The organism is Providencia vermicola (assembly GCF_010748935.1).
In the GTDB taxonomy this organism is placed as follows: domain Bacteria; phylum Pseudomonadota; class Gammaproteobacteria; order Enterobacterales; family Enterobacteriaceae; genus Providencia; species Providencia zhejiangensis.
Window position 1 is genome coordinate 1,548,555 of record NZ_CP048796.1, and the last position, 19,696, is coordinate 1,568,250.

The following is a 19,696-nucleotide window of genomic DNA, read 5'->3' on the forward strand; positions in this document are numbered from 1 at the left end:
GTAAAATAATGATGACATTATTCGACACTATCATGACTGTCAGTGGTGTGTTTGGATAAGATAATCAAATTATTGTGTATCGTAAAGCCATTGCGTTGATAATAATTCTCGGCAGGAAAGCCTTTTTCTGTATTTAGGATAATAGCATTAAGATTATGCTGAACGCATTGTTGTTCAATGTGTTGCATAAAAGCACTTCCAAGACCTTTTCCTTGAAAATCAGGATGAATAAAGAGTTCATCAATATAATATTCTACTCCCTGATTCCACGGTTTTTTAAAGCCAAGGCAGGCACCCACAATGCGTTTATCTATTTGAATAACAAAGCCCATAAAGTAATTATTACCTAAATGATGGGTAATAAATTCGATAATGGGCTGATGCGATGGCCAATGTTCAAACCAAGGTGCTGAGCTATAGGTCTTGCAATAGAGTCTAGCGCATTCCTCAGTCATTTCTTTTGTTAGTGGTATAAAATCAGCTTGTAGAGGCATTGTGTGGTGCTCCATTATTTTTGATGGCAATAGTCTACCCAAATGGATTTAAAAGAAAATAAATGACTCGTATTTTTGAAAAATGCCTATTTCGTTTTTATTGCCGATGGAGTCTGAGTTAGAGTTTTAAGGTATTGGCCTAAATAGCTCTCTGAGGAAATGTTTTTATATCTACGTTGCACATCCGTTTCGACTTCTCTTCTAGGCTTCTCATAATGTTTTTGTAACGATTTTTTAGGTGAATTAAACCAACATTGATGTCATTCAGCTTCTACCGTACTACTCATTATTATGCCATCGAGCTGGGTATGATGACTCACTGTGATATCAAAATCTCCTTTGGCTGCATTGATACCCATTTGTTTATTTATCGATTGGTAATTACTGTGCATCTCGATTTTGCTTGATCCCCTTGCGTGTTGATGGCACGGGTTAGGCTGATAGCGTTTTTCGAGTATGGAGATAAAAAGAACGTGTAAATAGACCGATACCTTGAAATTTGAAAGTTAAGAGATGAGCAAGAGGGAGAGTGTAAAAAAATGAGGTAGCTAAATAAGAAATGGCAAAACCTCAAAATATACAAGAGGGTTATGTCCCAACCGAGGTAAACACAACGGCATACCACAACTCGTTTTACGTGGTCAGTGGCTAAAAGAACTAAGGTTTGAGGTGAGAAGCCACTATCCCCTTACTCGTTAAGCTGGACAGTTGATTATCCGGTTGGCTGAGAGCTTGTAAGATCGTTAATTTAGATTTCAGTGTGGAATAGAGATCCTCCCATTAAGTAATGGAATAAAGATCTTGAATGTAACGCTCAACAAATAGTTTTAATTCACAAGATGGATAAGACTCTTTAGTTTGAATTAAATAAGCATCATCATAAATTATTCTTGAATTCAATGAGCTAGATATTATATATAAAATTAAAGCTGAAAATTTTAAGTTAGCCTCACCTCTTGTAGAGACACTTCCCATATATGGGTACTCTATATCTTCTATATCACGTAGATTTTCTTCAATAAAATTAAAGCTTACCCAACAAAAATAATCATACTGGTGGTCATGTATATAGATAAACTTATCAACTAAGTTTATTCCTTTTTTCGCGGATATCCCTATCGTTAATTGTTTTGTAGACAAAGAAAAGTCATTAAATCCATCGATGATACTATTGAGGATATCTTCAAATTGAGGAAGCTTTTTAATTGGAAATAAAATTTCGGTAGACATTATTTTCCTCCATTTGTGCTAATTGAGCTACGTTACGTATAGTAATCTTCGATACAGTTTAACTCTACCTAGGTCTTACATAATGACTCGCTACTGTAAATAAATCAAAAATTTAACTTTATGTTAGGTAACAACTGTCTGAAATGACATTAGCTATGTTCGCTTCACAAAGTGGGCAAGCTCATTGAACCAGAGATCCGCTGAGAGCGAATTGCGGAAGTTGACCTTGCTCCGATATAATTAGTTTGTCTGAAGATCTCTAAAAATTAATGGTACGTTTTGTAGGGATACTTACACTACTTTCAGCCATTACCTTAAAAAATCACTGGCTGAAAACGGCAGGACTTGAGATCGGTTTCACATTTACCGTCAATATTTTAAACTGCTGTTTGGTATTAAATACCGGACAGTGAAGATATCCAGACGATTAAGCAGCAAAATCAGCAACAACAAGCTCAGATCACCGCATTTAAGCTTAAGGCGCTGATCGGGGAGTGGTGTGGGGTGATTTACCTGTGTTGGTGTGCAGTTATAGCCAAAGTAGGTAATTATACAATTGATTTTTTTAATTATTCATATATACCTTTTTCTTCTGCAATGGATATTAATTCATCCTCCAATGATCCCTGAATTTCATCACCTTTATACGAAATGATTGGCTTACATGCCTAAATCACATAAAGCTTATTAATAATTCACCATCGTCTTTCTTATATTTTCAATGCGTTCAGCTATATCTGGGGGAAGACGAGGTGTTAAATATGACGCAATTTTTCCGGGCATTTTCCCTGTAGCAAAACTATCTAGGCCTGATTGAAGGTAGGCATTGATTTGTTCATAAAACTGGGTTTCTGCTTTAGGATTATCAATATTCAGAAAGCTGAATAGATGAACGGCAGGGTTAAATATATATTCTTTTTTCTCGTCATTATTATATGTGAAGAGTATTATGCGTGAAAGTTCCCTATAGGAGCGTAATGATAAGTTGTCATTTATATAAACACTTTTTCCATCCCATAAATAGAAACACTTTAGTACCCTATCAATATAAAGCAACGGATGCTTCTTCCGGAAAATTATCTTCTTTGCAATCCAAATAAAACCAATAAAGCTAATCAGAAAATGAACAGAATGCATAATAAATGAAGGTGTTTCTGATACATAAGTGCTCATGTTAGGATTTAACTTACTATAAATGTAATCAAAAATATTAATTCCATCTTTTTCAGCAAGATAGCCATATCTTGCATAATATGTCTTCAATAGTCTCGTTTCAAAATTATCAGCATCGTTTTCGTCTGTATTATATTTATCAAATCCTTCCGGTGTTTTTTCTTTTATGTAAGAAATTTGTTCATTCAAAATGTACATTTTAGACTGATAAATTTCTATCTGTTCACATGTCGTGATAATACACATTATAAAAAAGAAAGCTGCCAGAGGTATATAAAACAATCTGACCTTTTGATTTTCCTTGCAATTCAGACTTATTTTTTCGGATGAAATTTTTTGGTAGAGACCTTGTCTGAAATAATCAACCTTTGTTATTTTTTCTGGGGTTTCCATTTCCATTACACTCCATTATACGTATTTATAATCTCTTTTTTATATTCAATACACAGCGCTATAACACAAAGAACTGCCATAATGATTTTTTCATCATGCACACTGCCATAATAAATTTTTGAATCATAAAAAGATAAAAAAATTAATATGACAGCCAGCGTTAATGGAAATCGGAACTTCCTGTTGTGGAAAATCAGTTTTTTTTCAGGATACATATAAATCTTGTCAGCATAGACGCGCCGCTGGATTTCAATGAAAATATAAATAATCATAAATGAGATAGAAACGCGGTTTATGATAAAAACCTCGTTCCCCATGTCAGCTCTGATTATAAAAAAAGACCATAAATAAAGTAAAACAGGCAGGAGTACCATTTTATGACGAATAATGAGAGTTGGTAGTATGACCAGATTGAGAACTGCTATAGTCAGATATTCTATGGCATTTGGCATAATAAACAGTATGTGATGAATTTAGGGTCTATTTTACAGGAGGAAGAACTAAATAACACGTAGTTTATTGGGCTTGACGTCTAGGAATTTCAAAATTCCGGAGGCCACGTAAAACCAGGCTTGCTAAGGACGAAATTCGCCCTTAATTACGCCATAAAAAGCTTGTTAAATGTCTCAAGGAGTGAAGCGGACGATGAATATGATTAACGTGGCAAGAAATAACATTCTCGATATGCGCTTACAGACAATAATTTATTTTTATACGAAAATCCGAAATGAAGATTTAAATATATTAAAAAGGGAATATATGCGTACTCGTCCAGCCTCTCGATTGATAGTCCTTTGATCTGCCTTAATAAAACAGGACACTTTAATAATAGAATATAATCTAATTATTGAGGTGTTAAATGAAAAAACGAACAAACAGAATTTATACCACTGAGTTTAAGCAAGAAGCGGTTGCATTAGTCACTAAACAAGCTACTCCAACTTTAAGTAATTATAATTAAATTCACTCGTATAAATATGTCTGCTATTGGCACAGAGCGGAACAGTGTGTTCACGATTTATCTTCATTCTGGCAGCGGGTATCTGCCATTCCTTGGTTTCAAAGTTGATTTCGTCCCAACGGGCTTCAGCGGCTTTCGCAGGGAGAGATATGGTGAGTCGCTGAGCTACATAAACAAGCATTGATCTCTTTAACTGATAAGGGGTTGGTTTGTCTTGCCAATTTTGATGTTTTATTGTTTTTAGGCATCTCAAAAACGATAAAGGTTTGCGAGGTGCCTATCTCAAAAACGATAAAGGTTTGCGAGGTGCCTATCAAGGTGCCTAAGATGATTGGATTTAATTAGGTGACATCAGACTGCGCAGGACATAAAAAAGCCCGCAACTCATTGAGTTAGCGGGCTTTTCAGTCTTCTTTGGACGTTCTTAGAAGATAATTTGGTGGGCTGGCGTAAGTTGAATCTGATATCTATTTAATTGATTTTTAATTATATTTTATTTTAATGAAATTTATGTATAACTAAACGTATAACTACAAGTTTATGCTATAGATATTGAGTGGAAATAAATAGAGTGTAGAGCTATACAGAAAATAGTGTTTTTTGCGTTAAGCTTAGCGTTTATTATTTGAAATAAAACAGATTGACCATAGTAGCTTGATGCAGTTATTGCCTCAAGAAGAATTGAGAAAAAATTATTATCTAATATTTATAATTTGAAAGCAGCGTTGAAGTATGAAATATGACATTTGCTGATAATCCATCCTTTTGATAACTATCACAAGTTATCAGCCTATTCTATTAGATTTCTGGCTATAAATAGGTAACAATAGTTCCATTATTTTTACTGATGTAAGTAATGGAACAATGGCTAAAAAACCGAAAGAAACCAAATCTGAACCGTTAGAAGTTATCCTGTGGAAAGCCGCTGATAAATTGCGTAAGAATATAGATGCAGCAGAATACAAGCATGTTGTACTGGGATTAATATTCTTAAAGTATATTTCTGATTCCTTCGAGTCTCATTATGAGAAGCTTAAAGCAGGTCAAGGCGAGTTTGCAGGGGCAGATCCCGAAGATAGTGATGAGTATCTTGCTTACAATGTGTTCTTTGTGCCTGAAAAAGCACGTTGGACAAATTTACTCAATAATGCAAAACAGCCCAATATCGGTAAATTAGTCGATGATGCTATGGAAGCCATCGAAGAAGATAACCCGCAATTAAAAGGGGTATTACCAAAAGTTTATGCACGTCAAAACCTTGATGCAACGGTACTTGGCGAGTTAATTGACCTTGTAGGAGATATTGCACTAGGTGATGCTAAATCACGCTCTGCGGATGTACTAGGTCATGTTTTTGAATATTTCTTAGGTGAATTTGCGTTAGCAGAAGGTAAACAGGGCGGTCAGTTCTATACGCCAAAGTCAATTGTTTCCTTACTGGTTCACATGCTAGAGCCTTATGAAGGACGTATTTTTGATCCATGCTGTGGCTCTGGCGGTATGTTTGTTCAATCAGAAAAATTTGTTGAATCCCACCAAGGGAATATTGATAACATTTCTATTTATGGTCAAGAGTCTAACCAAACCACATGGCGTTTGGCGAAAATGAACTTGGCTATTCGGGGTATTAACTCTGAGCAAGTAAAATGGAACAATGAAGGCTCGTTTTTAAACGATGCCCATAAAGATTTACGTGCGGATTTTATTATTGCTAATCCACCGTTCAACGTCTCTGATTGGTCTGGTGAACAATTACGTAAAGATGCCCGCTGGCAATACGGTGCGCCACCAGCAGGGAATGCAAACTTTGCATGGATGCAGCACTTTTTATACCACTTGTCACCGAAAGGGCAAGCGGGAGTGGTACTAGCTAAAGGCGCGCTAACCTCGAAAACGTCGGGTGAAGGCGATATCCGTGCTGCATTAGTAAAAGATGCTAACGTGATTGATTGTATTGTTAACTTGCCTGCTAAGTTGTTCCTAAATACGCAGATCCCTGCCGCTCTATGGTTTATGCGCCGTGATCGTAATAACTCTTCGGTTTATCAAGATCGCAGCGGTGAAATTCTGTTCATTGATGCACGAAATCTTGGTCATTTAATTAACCGCCGAACTAAAGTGTTATCTGATGAAGATATTAAACTGATTTCAGATACCTATCATAATTGGCGTAATAAAGGTGGCGAATATGAAGATGTTGCTGGTTTTTGTGCCTCTGTCGCTATCGAAAAAGTGGCTGAGCTGGATTATGTGCTTACACCAGGTCGCTATGTGGGTCTTGCTGATGAAGAAGATGACTTTGACTTTAAAGAGCGTTTTACTGCACTAAAAGCCGAGTTTGAAGCACAATTAGAAGAAGAGGCAAAGCTTAATCAGGCGATTGCTGAGAATTTGGCGAAGGTGATGGTATGAGTGAGTGGCAAAATGTGGCTCTTAAACAGTTAGTCAAATTTGGAAATGGTAAAAGTAGACCAAAAGAAAAAGGGAAAATACCTGTTTATGGTGGTAATGGAATATTAGATTTCACTGATAAGTATAATTATGTTGGTAACACACTGATTATTGGTCGAGTTGGGGCGTATTGTGGGGCGACGTATTTGGAGAAAAGTCCTGTATGGGTTTCTGATAATGCATTATCAGCCAAGGCGTTAGGTAATAATAATTCTAATTATTTATACTATTTATTTAAGTATTTAGATTTAAACCAGTATGCTCAGGGTTCAAGCCACCCTTTGTTAACACAGACATTACTAAATGCAATTGAGGTAGAAACAACGCTTGATTGTATAGAACAAAAAGCCATTGCTTCTGTTCTTTCCTCATTAGACAACAAAATCGACTTACTTCATCGTCAAAATAAAACGTTAGAAGCGATGGCAGAAACACTTTTTCGTCAGTGGTTTGTGGAAGAGGCGCAGGATGATTGGGTTGAGGTTAAAGTTAGTCATTTTGTAACATTAAATAAAAGCTCGATAACTAAAAAATATGATCATCAAAATATTCTATATTTAGATACAAGCTCTCTAACTAAAGGCTATATTAGTGAGTTGAAACCATTAATTTTATCGGAGGCACCTAGTCGAGCTAAAAGATTAGTCCAACATCTTGATATATTAATTTCAACTGTAAGACCTGACCAGTGCCATTATGGTTTTTGCTTTAAACCTGAAGCAAATCTAGTGGTATCAACGGGGTTTTGTACGATAACTTGTGACACTATTACACCATATTTTATCTATTATTTATTAACATCCGAAGATATGACCGAATATTTGCATTCTATAGCTGAAGGTTCTACATCGACTTATCCATCATTGAAACCTGAAGATATTGGAAATGTGTTATTTGCATTACCTCCAAAAGAAAAATTAAATGATTATCATAATGTTGTGGGAGCAATGTGGAATAAAATTAATCAAAATCAAAAGCAAATCCAAACTTTAGAAAACTTTCGCGACACGTTACTCCCTAAATTAATGAGTGGAGAAGTACGCGTTAATTATACACCAGAAGAAATAAAACAATAATCGTATTAGGCAGCGTACCTTCGGCGCTGCTTTTTTATTCCCTTTTGCTAAAGGATGACAAAATAATGTCAAAAATGACAGAATCCGATATCGAAACCATGACCATTGAGCAGTTACAAGCCTTAGGTTATGAATATGTGTATGGTCCAGACATTGAGCCATCGGGTACAAATCCCCTGCGTACTTATCAGCAAGTCATTCTTCAGCAAAAAGTATTAGAAGCGATACAACGCTTAAACCCACATTTAACAGAAGATAAATGTGAGGAAGCCTTAAAACAAGTCACACAAATTAACTCGCCTGATTTAATGGCAAATAACCTGAGTTTTCATCGTTTACTGACAGAAGGGATCAACATTGAGGTCAGTAAAGATGGCAATACTCAAGGCGAATATGTGTGGCTGGTGGATTTTAATCAACCGGATAATAATGAATTTCTAGTAGTCAATCAGGTCACAATTCGAGAAGATCGCAAAGAACGTCGCCCTGATGTGATTATCTATATTAATGGTTTACCACTGGTCGTAATTGAACTAAAAAATACGATTGATGAAAATGCCACTATTGAAGGGGCATATAATCAAATTAAAACCTATCAACAGCAAATTCCTTCATTATTTACCTACAATGCCTTTAGTGTGATTTCTGATGGATTAGAGGCAAAATCAGGGACTATTTCTGCCGATTTTAGCCGTTTTATGGCATGGAAAACCCATAATGGCATGACTGAGGCTAAAAATACTCAGCCACAGTTAGAAGTGTTAATTCAAGGTTTACTTAACCCTGTTACGCTATTAGATATGATCCGCTATTTTATCGTGTTTGAATCCAGTAAACAGGAAGATAGCAACGGTATCATTTCTATTAAAACTGTCAAAAAAATGGCTGCCTATCACCAATACTATGCAGTGAATGCGGCGGTACTTTCGACCATTCGCGCTTCAAATGTCAATGCGAATTCACCCTCTGCGGAAGTAGCGTTACAGCAACAAGGTAGAAACCAACAACACCTCGTATTAGAACAAAAAGCAGGCGATAGAAAAGCAGGTGTGGTATGGCATACCCAAGGTTCGGGTAAGTCTCTTTCAATGGTGTTTTATACAGGGAAGATTGTTTTAGCCCTCGATAACCCAACGGTTGTGGTGATCACCGACCGTAATGACTTAGACGACCAATTATTTGGCACTTTTTCTTCTGCGGTACAATTGTTACGTCAAACCCCGAAACAAGCTGAAAATAGAGAAGAATTAAAAGAATTACTGAAAGTTGGCTCAGGTGGCGTGATATTTACCACTATTCAAAAGTTCCAACCTGATGATGGTAGTAGTGTTTATGAACTACTGTCTGATCGCAGCAATATCATTGTCATTGCTGACGAGGCACATCGTTCTCAATATGGTTTTTCCGCAAAAGAAGTCGATGTGAAAGATGCGCACGGTAATGTTGTCGGTAAGCGCACTGTTTATGGTTTTGCCAAATATATGCGCGATGCTTTACCAAATGCGACTTACTTAGGCTTTACGGGGACACCCATTGAAAAAACAGATGTAAATACTCCCGCGGTATTTGGTAACTATGTTGATATCTATGATATCGCTCAGGCTGTAGAAGATGGGGCGACAGTGCCTATCTACTATGAAAGTCGTTTAGCAAAAGTCCAAATTAGCGATGAAGGCCGCGAACTGATTGAAGCGTTCGATGAAAGCTTCACCGATGAAGACTTAACACAGACTCAGCAACAACGGGCTAAATGGGCGCGAGTTGAAAGTATTATTGGCAGTAAAGAGCGTATCAAAGCGATCGCTAAAGATTTAGTCTCGCACTTTGAAGAACGGTTAGTGGCGAATGCGGATCACGGTAAAGGCATGGTCGTTGCTATGTCACGTCGGATTGCTGCGGCATTGTATGAGGAAATCGTGGCACTCAAACCTGAATGGCACAGTGATGATCTCAATGATGGTGTGATTAAGGTCGTGATGACGTCTTCCGCATCTGATGGCCCTGATATCGCGAAACACCATACGACTAAGAAAGACAGGCAAGTACTCGCTAATCGCATGAAAGATGAAGATGACAAGCTGAAATTAGTCATTGTGCGCGATATGTGGTTAACGGGGTTTGATGCACCGAGTATGCACACGTTATACATTGATAAACCGATGAAAGGGCACAACCTGATGCAGGCGATTGCCCGTGTTAACCGAGTCTATAAAGATAAATCAGGTGGCTTAGTTGTCGATTATTTGGGAATTGCGGCTGATTTAAAATCGGCACTGTCGTTTTACTCAGATGCGGGTGGTAAAGGTGATCCTGCACTTACTCAAGAAAAAGCCGTTGAGGTCATGAAAGAGAAATTAGACATCCTTGACGGAATGCTCTTTGGTTTTGATTATCGTGAATATTTCACCGCATCCACATCTCGTAAACTAGCCATTATCTTAGAAGCAGAAGATTTTATTTTAGGGATTGATGAAGGTCAGGGGAAAGTGCGTTTTTTAACAGCGGTAACCGCTTTATCTCAAGCCTTTGCATTAGCAACGCCACACCCTGAAGCGATGGAGGCGGCACCTGAAATAGCCTTTTTCCAAGCTGTAAAAGCCAGATTGAACAAGTTTGATTCAACTGGAGGAAGTGGCATTATCGGTGATGACAGCATGGAAGTTCGCGTTAAACAGACTATTGATCAAGCCTTAGTGACTGATACGGTAGTCGATGTATTTGATGCCGCAGGGATTAAAAAACCAGATATATCAATTCTCTCTGATGATTTTTTAATGGAGATGCAGGATTACCAACATAAAAATATCGCGTTGGAAACCTTGAAAAAATTATTAGCAGATGAAATCAATGTGCGAACAAAAATGAGCGTTATTCAAGGTAAAAAGCTGATGGATATGCTCACTGGGGCGATTAAAAGCTATCAAAATAAAATTTTGACGGCAGCTGAAGTCATTGATGAGTTAATTAAATTGGCGAAAGATATCAATAAGGTTGATAGCGAAGCGAATGACCTGAATTTATCACCTTATGAATATGCTTTCTATACGGCTGTGGCTGAAAATGATAGTGCTCAAGAACTAATCGGAAAATCAAAACTAAGGGAATTAGCGGTTGTACTAACTGAAATGATCCGCAATAACGTCACATTAGATTGGACTATCAAAGAGTCTGCAAGAGCAAAAATACGCGTTATTGTTAAACGGTTACTTAACCGTTATGGCTATCCGCCTGATATGTCTGTATTGGCAACGGAAACCGTCTTGGCGCAAGCGGAGTTACTATCGAATGAATTGTTGAAATCAAATTAGTGGGTTTTACTTTAACCGATTTATCTTTAACGCAGGAATAGATTAATGAGTCATAAAATGTGGATGGTTCGTGGTGATTCAGGGAAGTTATATGATGATTTTCGAGAAAAAGAACTGGTTGGTTTAGGCTGGTCTGGCTTAGCTCCATTATTGAAAATTGGGCAATCAAGAAAAGAGATACTGAAATTATACCGTCAAGTAGACCCAGCAACGAAACTCGGTACAGCGCGTTCAGGCGCATCTCAAGTATGGCGTTTTGTTAATGAAATTAAAGTTAGCGATTGGGTAATTACTTATTCACCTGCTAACCGTACCTATTTATTAGGGCAGGTTGTTTCTGAGTTTCAATACCGTGCTGATCTTTGTTCTATGGGGATGGGAATTGCGCGTCAGATTAAATGGAATACTGATGAAATTGATCGGGATACCTTATCAACTAAAACCAAAAATACCCTAGGTTCTACATTGACTGTTTTTAAACTTCCTGATTTTGCAGTGAAAGAATTATTGGGTAATAAACCATTATCTGACAGCGAAAAAAACGCTAATATTTCAAATATAGACGATGAAGAAATTGTATCTGATCCATTAAAGGATATGGAAATTCAAGCGTTAGAACGTATTAAAGATAAAATAATTACCCTTGATGCGGATGAAATGGAATTATTAGTTGCCGGTATTCTGCGTGGGATGGGATATAAAACCCAAGTTTCGCCAAATAGTGGTTCAGATAGAGGCAAAGATATTATCGCATCGCCTGACGGTTTTGGATTTGAAAACCCAAGAATTGTGGTTGAAGTTAAGCATCGTAAAGGGCAAATAGGCAGCCAAGATTTAAGAGGATTTATCGGTGGGCGTCATCATGATGATCGTGGCTTATATGTCAGTACGGGAGGATTTACTAAAGATGCACGCTATGAAGCGGAGCGATCAAAAATCCCGTTATCACTTTGGACATTAGATGACTTAGTGCGCACTTTGATTGAGTATTATGAGCACGTTGATATTGAGACTAAATTGCTTGTGCCACTGAGGAAAGTCTTTTTACCTGCGTTATCTGATTAATTTAGCTAGCCAGTTATTGCTAATAATTGAATATTTGACTTTATCCTAATGAATTTCACTCAAAGAGTGATTGCTTTCAAAGTAAATTTTTATGGATGTGATATAACTTACTGACTAATAAATATTTACTTTATTTTTGAGTAATGTTGTGTTCATTAGGAGATTATATGGCTCAATATGAAATTGTGGTATTAGCTAATTCTATTAAGCATGGCCAACATTGTGTTGCAGGAAAATGTGTTAGTACAGGTAGATGGATAAGACCAGTTTCAAATATACAAGGTGGGGAGTTAAGTCATCAACAAGCTAAAATCAGAAACCCTCACGGTACTTTTAATGTTAAGCCATTTCAAAAAGTGCTTATGGAATTAGAAGAGCACGTCCCTCTTCCTCATCAGCCTGAAAATTATTTGATTAATGACACTGAGTGGATTCAAAATTATTCATTTAATTCTGAGCAATTGCATACTCTACTAGATTCCCCTGTAGATCTTTGGGGACAACGAATAGAATCGATTTTACTCATATAACAGCTGGTTTGTATCATGTGCCTCAATCGTTGTATCTAGTGCGAGTACAAAACTTAAGGCTTTATTATACCGTGGATGATAAAAGGAGAGCTTCATTCACATATAGAGGGATAGATTATGATTTTGCAGTGACGGATCCTAAATTTGATGAGATTGTAGCGAAAAATTTGCAACTGTCAGGTATTCTATGTCTGAGTTTAGGGGAACAATACTTAGGTTATTGTTATAAACTTGTTGCTACAATTTTCTGAGGGATATTATGCGTATATATACAATAGGATTTACTCAAAAGAAAGCTGAAACATTTTTTGGATACTTGAAAAAATCAAAAGTAAAAACACTAATTGATGTGCGTCTGAATAATGTATCTCAATTGGCTGGTTTTGCAAAAAAAGATGATTTGAAATTCTTTTTGAAGGAGCTATGTGGCTCAGAATATGTTCATATGCCTGAATTGGCACCAACTAAAGAAATACTTAATCCATACAAAAAAGGTGATATATCTTGGGAGATGTATGAAGATAGGTTCTTAAATTTAATGGCAAAGCGTAACATCGAACGCTTTGCAAAACTCCCGCTATTTGATCAAGGCTGTTTACTTTGTAGTGAGCACGAACCTCATTTATGTCACAGGCGTTTAGTGATAGAATACCTAAACGAACATACTGATTTAAACTTTAATGTTAAGCACCTGTACTAATGGCTAAGATATTGATTTTGTACCCTAAGCTTTTTAATTGCTATTCAAAATTTGCAAGGAAAGTGGGTAAGATAACATCGAATTTAGATGATGTGGAATTGCTTTATCCTGAAGATCCAAACAAGCTGATTGAAGTTTTTTGTTCGGAGAATATAGGTACTGTAAGTTCTAATCATTTACCAAAGTGGTCATGTGATGATATAACACATGCGATTGTTTTTGATGATGGAGAGGAATTTGTTTTAGAGTTTGAATTATTGACAAAATCTAAAATCCCTCTGAGATTTATACATATTCAGATAACTAGGGTGATTAATATAAAGTCTGATACAAAGTATAAAGCTGAAAAATGTACTCCTCACTATGAATACATTGGTAGGGGATCATACTGGGGAAATCCCTACTCAATGTTTGAGGATGGAGATCGAGATGAAGTTATCAGAAAATTCAAGTATGACTTCGATTATGATAAATTTTTAAATGTAGATAAATCAAAGGTTTATAGTTTGTCTGGGAAAAGGTTGGGATGCTTTTGTAAGCCACAGGCCTGTCATGGAGATATATTGGCTGATTTTCTGAACTCTTGGGATGATGGTAAGTAGATTTTTAAATTTATGAACTAAAGTCAATGGTGGAGGGAGTATGATTTATGCTTATATAAATCATAGTTTATGATAAACTTTTTTAGAAATTGTGATTATTAATTGATTATATTCGCAATGGTTAAAACTGACTTTTCCAATAAATCAAATACCGTAAATAGTCCCCGCCATCCTCTTGCAGCCCATGCACCAACGGTTTCATGCTTTTATGGGGCAAGTCAGGCCACTCACCAATCCCTCTTGTTTGATGAATGTTTTCCTCACTTAGGCTTTCCCATCCTGCTTCATTCGGTATCCATAAACCTTGCCATTCTTCTTGTGCTATACGGGGCAGCCTCCAGCACGGCTGAAAACTAATTCGTCCATGTTGTCGTAACACTTCCAATGGGGCTTCAGGGCGAAGGGTGGCAAGAAAACGGTAAGAACTGGCGTTGTTGCGGAGTGTATCCTGATAAATGTCATCGCTGTGGGTATCAATCAGGTATTCAAACGGTGAGACAGATTTCAATATATTGGTTGTACCGCTCTCGATCTCGATTTCTTCAACCCAGACTACAATACGCTGCCAGACGATAGCCTGAATCAAGCAACGGTATTCTAAGGATTGTGTATCCAGTGGTAATTCAGCGAATAATGGGGTTTGTGCTGTCTCTATAGGTGCTGCAAAGGCTGATGAATCAAAAGAGCGGTCGTGAGTCGGATACCCGAGCACTTCACGATAATCATATTGGTTTAAAGGTGTTATAACACCGAGATACTCAAGTTGATTAATGATTCGTTCAGCGCGATGAAATCCTATCCGAAAATGGCGCTGTAAACGTCTCGGTGACGCTCTGTTAATGAGAATGACATCATAATCAATGGCTTTAGCTGTCAATAGGTCATAGCTGCTGTCTAGCGTGTTGTGATGAGATAACTGCATAGTGCCTCTGAGTCAGTGACGAAAATACAGTTATTAAAATAACAAAAGGTATTAAAAGATACTAATCTAGGTCTTCCTGTTTCATTGTGAGCGCATTCTTTAATAACGCTTTTCTTTTCTCAACTGACAGTGATTTGTAGATTTCAAGTAAAAGGTTAAGATCTGCACTTTCAGAAGATAGCGTGTTTTGCTTGATGAGCTCTTTTTCATCAGTGTTTAGGATCACCTTAAATGCATCAATATGATAGAGGTCGCCACGCTTATTAGGGTTCTTCTTGCGAAAGTGGGGATGAAGAGCTGTGATTGACTCTAGACGGACTCTAACGCCTTTCGCTGTGGTAGGGATATCCATATCTTTATATTCAGGGTAACGTGTTGGATCGTCAGCTTTTTCTTTTCCTATAGCAGCTAGCTCCCCACTGGTAAACCAAAGCTTGGGCGCATTATCCATTTCAGTTAGTTGTTTTTTATCAGTCATGATCTTTATAAATTCCATACATATCAAAAGGATAAAATAACCGCACTAGAAAGATGTTAAAATAATAAAGATATCTATTGATAATTCCCTTTAATTGGTTTTTAATAGACGAGGAATTAAACAGTGGAGTTATTACTATGTCTAACCCTGTAGCATCTCAAAAAAAGTCCCGAAAAGGAAGCACTGCGGATTGGCACCGCGCGGATATTGTGGCGGCTTTGCATAAAAAAGGGGTCACACTAGCACAATTATCTCGTGAGCATGGTCTTTCTGCTCGGACGTTAAATAATGCGCTAGAGCGAGCTTACCCAAGAGCTGAACAGATTATTGCGGATGTGATTGGCACGGCTCCTGAAACAATATGGCCGAGTCGTTACATCAATAAGCCATCCTCTAATAATCATAGAAGGTTATTGAAATAGCCTAAATATTTACCCTTGCCTATCGGTAAGGCATTGCCCCCATTCTAGCGTCAACACCATGGAAAAACCCTTAATTCATTTAATTGAAGGAACAGTCATGTCTATCAAAAATAAATTGCAAAAAATCCGAGAAGAAAACGAAGCGAAAGGCTTAAATGATCCAGCTTTATTTAAACAGCGTTTGTTCAACGGTGGCTTTGGATTAGCTAAAACCTTTTGGCTATTTTGGTTTTTACCGATTTTATTCTTAAATATCGTTGAATTTTTTATCACTAAAAAGGTGACATTGAATAAAATAGAAGCATTGATTCTCATTTGGGATGTTTGCTGCTTTTACTTTATCGTGAAAATACCGAATCGTCGTGCTTGGTATTACGTGGCGTTGGTGGTGATTGCACTGGATATATTAGCAGGAATAACCGTGAATTTTCTGCTGTAAGGTGACAATGTGAAAATGAAACTGAACCAGTGGATGAAATTAAGCATATTAACGGCGATGGTTGGTTTAACAGGATGTAATGAGAGCACCGTTAATTGTAACAGTGATGGTGCAAAAGCATTAGCGTTACAAGTGGTCAATCAACATGTCGGTTGGGCGATGTATGAGCAGCTTGAGAATGTGCGAACGCAACGTCAAAATGCAGAACGAGGCGTTTATCTCTGTGCTGCCGAAGCAACGGGAAAAGCAGGCTCTGTCACCGTAATTTATTCCGTGCAGCTCACGGATGATAAAAAAAGTTTTGTTGTTACGTTACTTAACGGTTAATGGCTATGCCAGCCTATTATTAGGTTGGCATTTTACCTTTTGACGCTTCCATTTTTTCATTCACTTTCCACATCAATATTCCCCCGCCATAAATAAAAATCACGGTAGGTATATCAAAATAGCAATGATGGCTAAATTCATGTAACTATCTGATTATAAACAGTAAAATACTTTACTTTGCTAGTGGTTATGGTAAAATATTAGCATGGCACTATACCCATATATGATTGGGTTGTGCTTAACAGTTTATTTCCACTTTTTTATTTAAAGGCCACTTTATATGACTATTCATCAGTCAGGGCTACGCTTGCCTATCGCACAAGTATTTAGCCAATTGTTATTACATGAACTGAATAATTCAGTGATTAACTCAGCGATTGATTTAACCACTGTTAGGGCGGTTACCTTAAATTTTCGAGACCCATTGTATAGTGCTGAAACAGGAGGTTTCCATCCTGTCGAAATACGTTTGTTACGGCTGCATGAGCAATGGCAGTTTGATTATGTGACAGATTTTTCATACATGGGAAGCTATTATCCTGAGCTTGAAAAGGAACTCGATATTTGTTGGTCGCAGGGTTATATCTATCATTTTTTGATGGGGGATATTGATGAAGAAGAGGGCGGAGCACTGTTTGAATTGTGGCAACGCAATTTTATTCAATACCACAAAATGAAATGTTATGAAGTCAGTATTCAGTGGGAAACCCACTAATTAAGTAAAAAATAATACCAGCGCTGGTTATTCCATTAAGTACAGTACAATCAATAGAAGGTTTGAGTTGATGTTGATACCGTCCAAGCAAGGGGATTTAGATTGCCTCTGTGGGATTTACAGTCTGGTGAATATGAGTACATGGTTCTATGGTGACCGCATTAAGTCCCGCCCATTATTTAATTATCTTTTGCGTGAATACAGCGAATACTGGTCACTGTACAAGTGTTTAAGTCAAGGTATTGATGTTCCTGAGATGGATTACTTGATTAAGCGCCTAACCTCAAAGTACCCATCACAAGCTCCTCTGCGCGTCACCACGCCATTTCGTTACAAAGATGGACTTACCACACAAAAAATACTGTCTGCCTGTCAGGCGTTCTTAGACGCTCATACAACGTCACGTCGGCTTATTTTACTGGGAGACCAGTGGCATTGGTCGCTGGTGGAGCGTATGGATAGTGACTATCTCTATTTCTTTGATAGCCACCAGCAAGAGAGGGTAAGCCGCACCAGCTATGGGTTAAAGGGGAGTAAGGTACGGCGGTTGTATAGTGAATCTGTTTATTTTATTGAAACTAATATAGTTTATTGAGGAGTTTTATTAGATTTATTCTCTCATCATATTCCATCAAATATTCATAATCTATTGTTTTCCATATAGAATGGTTTTTCTTATTATTAATTAAATCAGCATATTTGAGAGTTAGAATATCATCTGGAGTGGGATGGTTGCGCTTATTCATATAACTAATTATTTCATTTCTATTTTTCCCTTCATGCTTTAATGTTCTAACAATCTGATAAATATAATAAAGCTTTAATGCTTTGCGACTTTTAGGTAATGGGAATTCCTGTTGGTATATCTCGCGTTTTGCTTTATTTTTCAAATCATTGTAAGCCACCTCGATACAGTAGTTAATTGTAGCTTCAATACTCTCACCTTCTGTAGGCAAGGAGTCTCCTTCATTAAGTTTGAATTTTAATTTTTTGTATAAATTTTCAACTTTTCGATATGTATCACTTCCAATTCTTATTTTTATAGATTTTAATCTCATTATTATCAAATCCTGTTTTATGATTTTTTGTGATTATTCTAGATGATATATCATAATTAAAATGAAAGTTATGTAATACATGGTATTACAACTTTAAGGGTGACTTGAATCACAAATACAGATAATAAAAATAAGAAAAATAAGGAAAAAAAAGAGCAAAACAGAACTAATTTTAATATAGAAAATTCTGCAATCGATTGCGTCACTAACGAGAATAGAAAGTTCATTTTTCCGTTTGATTTTTGTACAAAATGAGGTGGTTTATAGTATTGGCTATTGATAGCGAGTTAGATAGCAAATAGGTGAGTTATGAATAATACAGATATATTACAGATAGTTTCAATAGCCGAGGTGATGTCTATTCTCGGTTATCGTTCCCGCAATTCGATCTATTTATTAGAAAAACATGAAGGCTTCCCTCCACGTATTCGTATTGGAGTACGCCGAGTCGGTTATGACTTAGGTTTAGTCAAGAAATGGCTAGAATCTAGGACGATGAAATAAAAGTTTTTATCTAATATATGAAGGAGAAAGTTATGTATGAAAATCTATGCCAATAGAAGAAGTATAAATAGGCGAATCAGTAAAGAAGATAAAGAAAATAATGTTCGCATTAAAATATTGGAGTCTGTTTACAATAAAACAAAAAATAAAATCCATAAGAATTTAGCTAAAAAAATTTATAATTGTGAGGAAAATGATCCATGTAATAGCTTAGCTTGTGCTAAATGTATTAATGTTAAACAGCTAGATATAGTTAATAAATATATTAGCTATGTAAGTGATAATTATATCTTCGTGACTCTTGTTTTTTATAAAGATAAAATTGCAATAAATGAATTGCCAGATTTCAATCCTAATTTATTAAAGGATAAATTAAGAAAGAAGCTTAAATCTATTGGTTTTAATAACTTTATTTTTGGCAGTCTAGAATTAGATCTCCACTTATATGAGAGCATTAATTCTAGTTATTATCAACCTCATTTTCATTTATTAATTCCTAATGAAAGTGAAAAAATCAAATCTCTTAGAGATTACATGAAGTCATCTAAGAATTTAAACTCTCGGCAAGGCATTAAAAATAGACCTATGGTGGTTGATGAAATTAATGATATTGGCGGGGTTATCAAGTATATAACTAAAATCATGTGGTGCGAAATAGCATTTTTTACTAATAAGGAGGGAAAGCTCAAACACAGCAGTAAACGCCGTATATCAAATAGTCGTATGTTTGCTGATTCACTAGTTAAGCTAGATACAATGAAATTCAATGACATATTTTTTAAGTGTAATTTCCAGTAACTAAATTCTAGATCTCTGTTTAGACAGCACCAGTATGCCTGTAGATATGG

At 36.6% G+C, this 19,696-nt stretch carries 19 protein-coding genes and 2 pseudogenes; 14 read left to right on the forward strand and 7 right to left on the reverse strand.

Translation table 11 applies throughout. The features are described 5' to 3' along the window. Positions 1-17: 17 nt before the first annotated feature. From G3341_RS06790 to G3341_RS20660, 4 genes and pseudogenes are all read right to left on the reverse strand, one after another. Positions 18-494 carry a GNAT family N-acetyltransferase gene (locus G3341_RS06790; RefSeq protein ID WP_154622934.1) on the reverse strand — a complete coding sequence of 159 codons (477 nt, stop codon included), beginning with the start codon at positions 492-494 and terminating at the stop codon, positions 18-20. 780 nt (positions 495-1,274) lie between these two features. Beyond that, complete coding sequence (locus G3341_RS06795) at positions 1,275-1,724, reverse strand: hypothetical protein (protein ID WP_163860990.1); 450 nt, start codon at positions 1,722-1,724, stop codon at positions 1,275-1,277. Positions 1,725-2,411: 687 nt separating this feature from the next. Further along, entirely contained in the window at positions 2,412-3,296 is an 885-nt protein-coding gene (locus G3341_RS06800; protein ID WP_163860991.1) for a hypothetical protein, read from the reverse strand. Positions 3,297-4,285: 989 nt separating this feature from the next. Next, a pseudogene (locus tag G3341_RS20660) lies at positions 4,286-4,414 on the reverse strand (integrase); the annotation flags it as partial. Positions 4,415-5,115: 701 nt separating this feature from the next. On the opposite strand from G3341_RS20660, the gene G3341_RS06810 reads away from it, so the two are divergent. The 7 genes and pseudogenes from G3341_RS06810 (at position 5,116) to G3341_RS06840 (ending at position 13,983) form a co-directional block, all read left to right on the forward strand. Further along, positions 5,116-6,663 (forward strand): type I restriction-modification system subunit M, encoded by a 1,548-nt coding sequence (locus G3341_RS06810; RefSeq protein ID WP_163860992.1) that lies wholly within the window; start codon positions 5,116-5,118, stop codon positions 6,661-6,663. Beyond that, entirely contained in the window at positions 6,660-7,778 is a 1,119-nt protein-coding gene (locus G3341_RS06815) for a restriction endonuclease subunit S (RefSeq protein ID WP_163860993.1), read from the forward strand. Before G3341_RS06810 ends, G3341_RS06815 begins: the two co-directional genes overlap by 4 nt. 65 nt (positions 7,779-7,843) lie before the next feature. Then, positions 7,844-11,086, forward strand: coding sequence for a type I restriction endonuclease subunit R (locus tag G3341_RS06820; protein WP_163860994.1), 3,243 nt, complete (start codon positions 7,844-7,846; stop codon positions 11,084-11,086). A gap of 45 nt (positions 11,087-11,131) precedes the next feature. Beyond that, positions 11,132-12,151: a restriction endonuclease gene (locus G3341_RS06825; RefSeq protein ID WP_163860995.1), complete on the forward strand. Its 1,020-nt coding sequence runs from the start codon at positions 11,132-11,134 to the stop codon at positions 12,149-12,151. Positions 12,152-12,318: 167 nt separating this feature from the next. After that, positions 12,319-12,932 (forward strand): annotated as a pseudogene (locus G3341_RS20955) (dual OB domain-containing protein). Positions 12,933-12,940: 8 nt separating this feature from the next. Further along, on the forward strand, positions 12,941-13,381 hold the full coding sequence (locus G3341_RS06835; protein WP_069367794.1) for a DUF488 domain-containing protein: 441 nt from the start codon (positions 12,941-12,943) through the stop codon (positions 13,379-13,381). Then, complete coding sequence (locus tag G3341_RS06840) at positions 13,381-13,983, forward strand: DUF4326 domain-containing protein (protein WP_069367795.1); 603 nt, start codon at positions 13,381-13,383, stop codon at positions 13,981-13,983. Before G3341_RS06835 ends, G3341_RS06840 begins: the two co-directional genes overlap by 1 nt. Positions 13,984-14,104: 121 nt before the next feature. Here the strand turns inward: G3341_RS06840 and G3341_RS06845 are convergent, their stop codons facing one another. Both G3341_RS06845 and G3341_RS06850 read right to left on the reverse strand, forming a co-directional pair. After that, complete coding sequence (locus G3341_RS06845) at positions 14,105-14,905, reverse strand: DNA translocase FtsK (protein ID WP_163860996.1); 801 nt, start codon at positions 14,903-14,905, stop codon at positions 14,105-14,107. A gap of 61 nt (positions 14,906-14,966) precedes the next feature. Continuing rightward, positions 14,967-15,383, reverse strand: coding sequence for a hypothetical protein (locus tag G3341_RS06850; RefSeq protein WP_140171336.1), 417 nt, complete (start codon positions 15,381-15,383; stop codon positions 14,967-14,969). Positions 15,384-15,520: 137 nt separating this feature from the next. Between G3341_RS06850 and G3341_RS06855 the strand changes: the two genes are divergently transcribed. The 5 genes from G3341_RS06855 (at position 15,521) to G3341_RS06875 (ending at position 17,881) form a co-directional block, all read left to right on the forward strand. Then, complete coding sequence (locus tag G3341_RS06855; RefSeq protein WP_163860997.1) at positions 15,521-15,805, forward strand: helix-turn-helix domain-containing protein; 285 nt, start codon at positions 15,521-15,523, stop codon at positions 15,803-15,805. A gap of 97 nt (positions 15,806-15,902) precedes the next feature. Further along, positions 15,903-16,244 carry a hypothetical protein gene (locus tag G3341_RS06860; RefSeq protein ID WP_163860998.1) on the forward strand — a complete coding sequence of 114 codons (342 nt, stop codon included), beginning with the start codon at positions 15,903-15,905 and terminating at the stop codon, positions 16,242-16,244. Positions 16,245-16,253: 9 nt separating this feature from the next. Then, positions 16,254-16,571 carry a hypothetical protein gene (locus tag G3341_RS06865; protein ID WP_048607090.1) on the forward strand — a complete coding sequence of 106 codons (318 nt, stop codon included), beginning with the start codon at positions 16,254-16,256 and terminating at the stop codon, positions 16,569-16,571. A gap of 280 nt (positions 16,572-16,851) precedes the next feature. After that, on the forward strand, positions 16,852-17,286 hold the full coding sequence (locus G3341_RS06870) for a DUF2787 family protein (protein ID WP_163860999.1): 435 nt from the start codon (positions 16,852-16,854) through the stop codon (positions 17,284-17,286). 70 nt (positions 17,287-17,356) lie between these two features. Further along, positions 17,357-17,881 (forward strand): hypothetical protein, encoded by a 525-nt coding sequence (locus tag G3341_RS06875; RefSeq protein WP_163861000.1) that lies wholly within the window; start codon positions 17,357-17,359, stop codon positions 17,879-17,881. Here G3341_RS06875 and G3341_RS06880 read toward each other — a convergent pair. Next, positions 17,865-18,344, reverse strand: a complete 480-nt coding sequence (locus tag G3341_RS06880; protein ID WP_163837158.1) for a hypothetical protein — start codon at positions 18,342-18,344, stop codon at positions 17,865-17,867. The two genes, G3341_RS06875 and G3341_RS06880, sit on opposite strands and share 17 nt — an antisense overlap. Positions 18,345-18,653: 309 nt before the next feature. On the opposite strand from G3341_RS06880, the gene G3341_RS06885 reads away from it, so the two are divergent. After that, entirely contained in the window at positions 18,654-18,848 is a 195-nt protein-coding gene (locus G3341_RS06885) for a helix-turn-helix transcriptional regulator (protein WP_163837203.1), read from the forward strand. A gap of 36 nt (positions 18,849-18,884) precedes the next feature. Then, a complete protein-coding gene (locus tag G3341_RS06890) occupies positions 18,885-19,646 on the forward strand; it encodes a hypothetical protein (RefSeq protein ID WP_163861001.1) in 762 nt (253 codons plus the stop codon). Positions 19,647-19,696: the final 50 nt, after the last annotated feature.

Excerpts from the sequence above, each read along its gene's own strand:
- G3341_RS06790 (WP_154622934.1), bottom strand. The coding sequence starts at position 494 with ATGCCTCTACAAGCTGATTTTATACCACTAACAAAAGAAATGACTGAG.
- G3341_RS06795 (WP_163860990.1), bottom strand. The coding sequence starts at position 1,724 with ATGTCTACCGAAATTTTATTTCCAATTAAAAAGCTTCCTCAATTTGAA.
- G3341_RS06800 (WP_163860991.1), bottom strand. The coding sequence starts at position 3,296 with ATGGAAATGGAAACCCCAGAAAAAATAACAAAGGTTGATTATTTCAGA.
- G3341_RS06810 (WP_163860992.1), top strand. The coding sequence starts at position 5,116 with ATGGCTAAAAAACCGAAAGAAACCAAATCTGAACCGTTAGAAGTTATC.
- G3341_RS06815 (WP_163860993.1), top strand. The coding sequence starts at position 6,660 with ATGAGTGAGTGGCAAAATGTGGCTCTTAAACAGTTAGTCAAATTTGGA.
- G3341_RS06820 (WP_163860994.1), top strand. The coding sequence starts at position 7,844 with ATGTCAAAAATGACAGAATCCGATATCGAAACCATGACCATTGAGCAG.
- G3341_RS06825 (WP_163860995.1), top strand. The coding sequence starts at position 11,132 with ATGAGTCATAAAATGTGGATGGTTCGTGGTGATTCAGGGAAGTTATAT.
- G3341_RS06835 (WP_069367794.1), top strand. The coding sequence starts at position 12,941 with ATGCGTATATATACAATAGGATTTACTCAAAAGAAAGCTGAAACATTT.
- G3341_RS06840 (WP_069367795.1), top strand. The coding sequence starts at position 13,381 with ATGGCTAAGATATTGATTTTGTACCCTAAGCTTTTTAATTGCTATTCA.
- G3341_RS06845 (WP_163860996.1), bottom strand. The coding sequence starts at position 14,905 with ATGCAGTTATCTCATCACAACACGCTAGACAGCAGCTATGACCTATTG.
- G3341_RS06850 (WP_140171336.1), bottom strand. The coding sequence starts at position 15,383 with ATGACTGATAAAAAACAACTAACTGAAATGGATAATGCGCCCAAGCTT.
- G3341_RS06855 (WP_163860997.1), top strand. The coding sequence starts at position 15,521 with ATGTCTAACCCTGTAGCATCTCAAAAAAAGTCCCGAAAAGGAAGCACT.
- G3341_RS06860 (WP_163860998.1), top strand. The coding sequence starts at position 15,903 with ATGTCTATCAAAAATAAATTGCAAAAAATCCGAGAAGAAAACGAAGCG.
- G3341_RS06870 (WP_163860999.1), top strand. The coding sequence starts at position 16,852 with ATGACTATTCATCAGTCAGGGCTACGCTTGCCTATCGCACAAGTATTT.
- G3341_RS06875 (WP_163861000.1), top strand. The coding sequence starts at position 17,357 with ATGTTGATACCGTCCAAGCAAGGGGATTTAGATTGCCTCTGTGGGATT.
- G3341_RS06880 (WP_163837158.1), bottom strand. The coding sequence starts at position 18,344 with ATGAGATTAAAATCTATAAAAATAAGAATTGGAAGTGATACATATCGA.
- G3341_RS06885 (WP_163837203.1), top strand. The coding sequence starts at position 18,654 with ATGAATAATACAGATATATTACAGATAGTTTCAATAGCCGAGGTGATG.
- G3341_RS06890 (WP_163861001.1), top strand. The coding sequence starts at position 18,885 with ATGAAAATCTATGCCAATAGAAGAAGTATAAATAGGCGAATCAGTAAA.